Here is a 5,458-nt window from a genome sequence, read left to right as displayed (position 1 = left end):
TCAATGGCTTTGAGCACCGCCGACGTCGCCGCGGGGTCCAGTCCCGTGGTGGCCTCGTCCAAGACGACTACCGGCGAATCCCTCAGCAGAGCACGAGCCACCGCAATGCGCTGCCGCTGACCACCCGACAGCGTTCCGCCGCGTTCTCCCACGTAGGTGTCATAGGCCTCGGGCATCGCGCAAATGAAGTCGTGTGCGTAGGCGCGACGAGCGGCCTCCTGCACTTCTTCATCGGTGGCGTCCAAGCGGCCGTAGCGAATGTTGTCGTTGATGGTGCCGGAGAACAGCACGGTCTCCTGGGGCACCAGGGCAATGTGCGAGCGCAGGCTCTCCAGCGTGATGTCGCGGATGTTGGTGCCGTCCAGGCATACCTTGCCCTGATCGGGATCGATCAGTCGGGGCAGCAGCTTGCTGATCGTGGACTTGCCGGCACCCGAAGGACCGACCACCGCCACACGTTGACCCGCGGGGATCTCCACGTCCACACCACGCAGGATGGGGTCGCCGGGGTTGTAGCCGAACCACACGTCGCGCAGGGCCAACTCGCCACGGGCGTAGGCCAGCGGCTTGGCGTCCGGATCGTCGCCGATATCCACGGGCACGTCCAACACGTCCGCGATGCGTTCACCGGAGGCGGTGGCCCGGGCGATGCGGCCGGTGTACTTGGCCAGGTCGCGCAGGGGTTTCATTGCGGTCTTGAGATAGGTCAGGAAGATCACCAGATCGCCGGGGCTCATCCCGCCCTGGACCACGCGCCAACCGCCGCCGCCGAGCACGAGCGCGGTGGCCACACCCACGATCACGTCCGTACGGCGCTCGAGTCCGGCGGCGAGCTTCTTGGCCTGGACGCCGTCCTTGAGGGTCTTCATGTTGGAGCCGGAGAAGTTCTTGCTGATCTCACCGTGCAGGCTGTAGGCATGCACCACGCCGATTGCGCCCAAGGACTCCTGAGCGATGTTGGCCAACTGGCCCTCGCCCTTACGAGTCCGGCGGGACGCCTCGGTGATGCGCGTGGTCGAGCCCTGCGACGTCACCCAGTAGGCGATCGCAGCGAGCACCACCACGCAAGCCAGACGGGCGTCCAGCACGAACATCACCACGGCCATGACCAGCAGCGTGATCACGTTGGCGATCAGCGGCAAACCGGCAGTCACGGCCACGTCCTGCAGCTTGCCCACGTCGCCGACCAGTCGTTGCACCAGGTCACCGCGCTTACTCGTGGCGTGATAGCCGTCCGAGAGCGATTGCACGTGGGAGAACACCGCTGCGCGCAGTTTGGTGGCCACGCGGGATCCGGCCAGAGCGAAGCACACCGTGGCCAAGTAATTCGACAGCGCCCGCAGACCCACGATCAGCACCACCGCCGCGGCACACGCGACCAGCAGGCTCGCGGTCGCGGCCGGTGCGCCGGGAATGGTCGCTCCCAGCTGAGCGGTCACGGCGTCCACCACGAACTTGGTGGGCCACGGTTCGAGCACGCGGAAGGCCACCTCGAACAGCAGCGCGGTAATACCACCGGACATCAGCCACTTCTGGCCGCCCAGGTGCGGTCGAACGATCTTGAGGGTCCGGCGCAGGGCACCGGGATCGACCTTGCCCGCTTTCTTGGGTTTTGAGCTCACGATGCGCCGCCGTCCCCAGCCGCCGCAGCGGCAGTCTCGGTGGCGACGGTGGCGATCGCAGCGGGCTCGCTCGCGACGCCGCTCAGGATCGTATCCACAGCCTTCGCCCAGCTGTGCCGCGAAACGGCCAGAGCGCGGGCGTTACGGGCCATCCGGTCGCGACGTTCTGCGTCTACCACGAGCTCGTCGATTGCGTCCGCGAGCGCTTGCGTATCCGACGGTGGCACCAGCACCCCGGCGTCGGTGCCTTCCAGGATCTGCGGGATCTGTCCGATCACCGAGGCCACCACGGGGAGTCCCGCTGCAAGGTATTCGTAGACCTTGAGTGGGGAAAAATAGGAGTCCTCGGCGGCCACGGCCGGGTAGGGCGCGGTGGCGATCGAGCAGTCGGTCAACAAACCGGGAACGGCCTCGGGAGGCACGGCGCCGGTGAACGACACACGGTGCTGCAGCCCGGCGTCCCGCACGCGAGTGCGCAGGGTCTCGCCCTGTGGCCCGTGGCCGATGATGCGCAGATCCCAGTCCTGCCGGGCCAACGCGGCGGCTTCGACCAAGATTTCCACACCGTGCCACGGCTTGAGCGTGCCCACGAAAACCACGGTTGGTCGATCGCCCTTCAGCGGGTCTTCGCCAGGGACGATCCGGTCCGTGTTGACGCCGTTGGGCACCACGGTGACCTCGGCTCCCCCGGTTGTGCCGACAACCCAGTCCGCGACCATGGCGGACACGGCGATCGTGTGCGCGGCGGCTGAGGTCTGTTCGACCAGCGCGCGGTGCGCGAGCTTCTCATCGATCAGGTGCCGGTGCGTGCGCTGTTCGTCGATGAGTGGCGCATTGACCTCGAGAATGCCCGGGATGCCTGCGGGCGCGACCTGCGCGAGCGTCGTGGAGAACAAGGAGTACCGCTCGTAGACCAGGTCGAAGCCACCAGCTGCGATCTGGAACGCGAATTCGGAGCTCACGGTGTGCTGAGCGGTCTCGCGCTCGGCGGTTTCCTTGATCGTGATGGGGCGGTGGACTACCTCCACGCCGCCCAGGTCGGCGGGCCGGTCATGGTCGGTGCGGGTCGCGAAGACCGTGACGTGCGCGCCGCGGCGGATGAACTCGCGCACCACTTCCTGCACATGCACGGAAGCGCCCTTGGTGCCGAACACCGGAATCCCCGGGTCCACGCACACGTATGCGATGCGTTTGCCGGTGAGGTCCGGGGCGGGCGGGGTGGCTGCTGCGTCGTGGGCGGTCTCGTTCGCTCGCGGAACGGGCGGAACTGCGGGCTCGCCGATGTCCTGTAACCGTCCGTTTTCCAGGGCCATGAGCATACGTGCTTGGGACCGCGAGTCGAAGCGGTTTTCGACGTGGTGACGAGCCGCGGCAGCCGTTGTTTGGCGGTCGAAGGCGGGGTCCGCGATGGTGGCGAGCGCGCTGGCCAGTTCGTCCACGTTGCCGGGAGTGTGCAGAAGCCCCGTGACACCGTGCGCTATGGCTTCCGGAATGCCGGTGACGGTCGACGCGACGCAGGGAACACCGCTGGCCATGGCCTCGAGCAGCACAGTGGGTAGGCCGTCCGCGTTACCGTCCGCGCCAACAATGGAAGGCGCCGCAAAGGCATCCGCCCAGGCCAACAGCTCACGGACCTCTTGTTGCGTGCGAGCGCCCAGGAGGGTGACCACGTCGCTCAGGCCCGCGATGTCGATCGCGGTCCGGACACGGGTGAACAGGGCTCCTTCACCGGCGATACGCACCTCCACCGGAATCCCCTGTGCCACGAGCCGGCCCGTGGCAGCGACCAGGTCGAAGAATCCCTTCTTCTCGACCATCCGGCCCACGGCAGCAATGCGCAGCGGCCTGGTTCCGTCCAGCACGGCCGGGGGCGAGTACGGGAAACGATCCAGCTCCAACCCGTTGTAGACCAGGTGCACCTTGTGGGCGTGGTCCGGGTACTGGGTGGCCAGGTGGTTGAGGTTGTACCCGGAGATCGTGATGACGTGGTGCGAGCGCGCAATGGTGCGGTGCAAGCGGGCCGGGACCACGGACTCGTGGAAGATGTCCTTGGCGTGGGTGGTCACCGAGTATGCGATGCCGGCCAGCAGCGCGGCGATCTCGGCGGTCTGTCCCGCCAGCGTGGCAAAATGGGCGTGCAGGTGCGTGATGCCGCGGCGAGAGACCGCGCACGCGAGTTGGACGGCCTGGTGAACGTCGGCGGCGTCGTAGGTGACCAGCTCGGGGAGCAGGTCGGCATAACGGCGGGCGAAACCGGGGATCGTGGCGGTCGCCTCGGCCAGAAGCGCCCAGGCGTCGGAAAGTTTAGACGGCTTGGGCAGGAACGACACGGGAGCCTGGACCAGCGCGATCTCGGGGTGGAAGCGGGTATCCGAGGTGGGGCGCAGCGCAAAGATCTCAAGGGATTCACCCGCGGCTTCACGGGCGAGGATCTCGGTGACAATGAAGGTTTCGGAAAACCGCGGGTACACCTTGAGCACGTAGGCGGTCTTACGTGCCGGGTGGGCGGTGGCGGACTCAGAACGCCGCATGGTTGACTCCTGCTGCTTGGAACGAATGGGCCGGAACGGTCACCGCACTGCGGGGAGCCCCCGCAGGATCAATTTCTGCGACATCGCCTGAATCGGAAGAATAGCCAACCACGATGTTCGCCCCCGCAGCCGGCAGCGAAGCGACAGTCTTGTCGGTGAGCCACGCGAGATCCGCCGCCAGATCAACCACGCGGTTCAGACCGTTGAGTTCGAGCCCGGCGCGGGCACTCTGCTGCCTCTCCCGGACGGCGGGGTTCGCCACGGCCTCCGCCAACCACTGACCGATAAATGTGCTCGTAGCCTCGGACGGATCCACCCAGTCGACGGCGCCGGCCTCCCCCAGTCCGCGAGCGCGAATGATCTGCTCGGTGCGCGGGGTGGTGCGCGGAACCAGCAGCGCGGGAGTGTCCGTGGAAAGCGTCTCGGCCACGGTGTTGTACCCGGCCATGGACACCACGGCATCTGCGCAGGCCACGTAGGACATGCCGTCCGAGACCTTGGTGGTGACCGTGGTGGACGGCCCCGCGGCGGCTTCCACCGAGTGGCGCTCGGCGGCGGGCATCTGCGGACCGGTCACCACCAAGTGTTGCACGCCGGCCGGTACCGTCGCTGCGGCCGCGGCCCTGGCTACGTTGACGCCGTCGGAGCCGCCACCGAGCATCGTGAGCAGGAACGGTGTGGTGGCCGCGTTGTGACGACCGGAGAATTTGCGGCCACTCGAGAGCAGGCCGGTGTAGTCGACCATGGGCGCGAATTCTGCGGGCAGCTCCCCGGTGGCCAGCGGATCGTGGATCTCGCGGTCGCCGTAGACCCACACGCGGTCGAATAAGTCGGTCACGGGATCAAGGCCCACGCGCTTCCATTCCTCGGCAGCTACCTCGGGTGCGTCCAGGACCTCGCGCAGTCCTAGGACCAACGTGGTCTCCGGCTTTGCAGCTTTGAGGTTTTCAAGGGGCTTGATCAGCTCGCCATCGATGCCGAACGGATGACGGTCCACGATCACGATGTGCGGACGGAACGCGTCCAGGGCGCCACCGATCACGGAGGAGCGGATGTTGATCAGCCGCTCGCTCCTGACCCCCAGGTGGCGGGCCTCGTACTTGTCGGCACCCTTGCGAATCCCGGGGACCACGAGCCAGTCGAAACCCTTGGGGCAGCGGTAGGACGTGGCGGTGCGTTCACCGGTAATGAGCAACCCGGACAGCTTGCGACCGGTCAGCTCGGGCAGCGTGTCGGACAGTGCCTGCGCAATGGCCAGGTTACGGCGGGTGTGACCCAGACCCAACGAATCGTGTGAGTAGAGGG

The 5,458-nt window shown here is 67.0% G+C and carries 3 protein-coding genes; all 3 read right to left on the bottom strand.

Features of this window, described 5'->3' with window-relative positions; all coding sequences use genetic code 11:
- A partial coding sequence (locus tag Q4E95_RS09110; RefSeq protein ID WP_303383005.1) for an ABC transporter ATP-binding protein occupies positions 1-1,622 on the bottom strand: 1,622 nt, incomplete at its 3' end.
- On the bottom strand, positions 1,619-4,153 hold the full coding sequence (locus Q4E95_RS09105; RefSeq protein ID WP_303383004.1) for a glycosyltransferase: 2,535 nt from the start codon (positions 4,151-4,153) through the stop codon (positions 1,619-1,621). The genes Q4E95_RS09110 and Q4E95_RS09105, both read right to left, overlap by 4 nt.
- On the bottom strand, positions 4,140-5,458 hold a 1,319-nt coding region (locus Q4E95_RS09100; protein ID WP_303383003.1), incomplete at its 5' end, for a glycosyltransferase family protein. The genes Q4E95_RS09105 and Q4E95_RS09100, both read right to left, overlap by 14 nt.

This window comes from Kocuria sp. (assembly GCF_030536815.1).
Taxonomy (GTDB): Bacteria; Actinomycetota; Actinomycetes; order Actinomycetales; family Micrococcaceae; genus Kocuria; species Kocuria gwangalliensis.
Note: the sequence above shows the minus strand (reverse complement) of the source record. Positions and strands in the feature narration are given on the sequence as shown.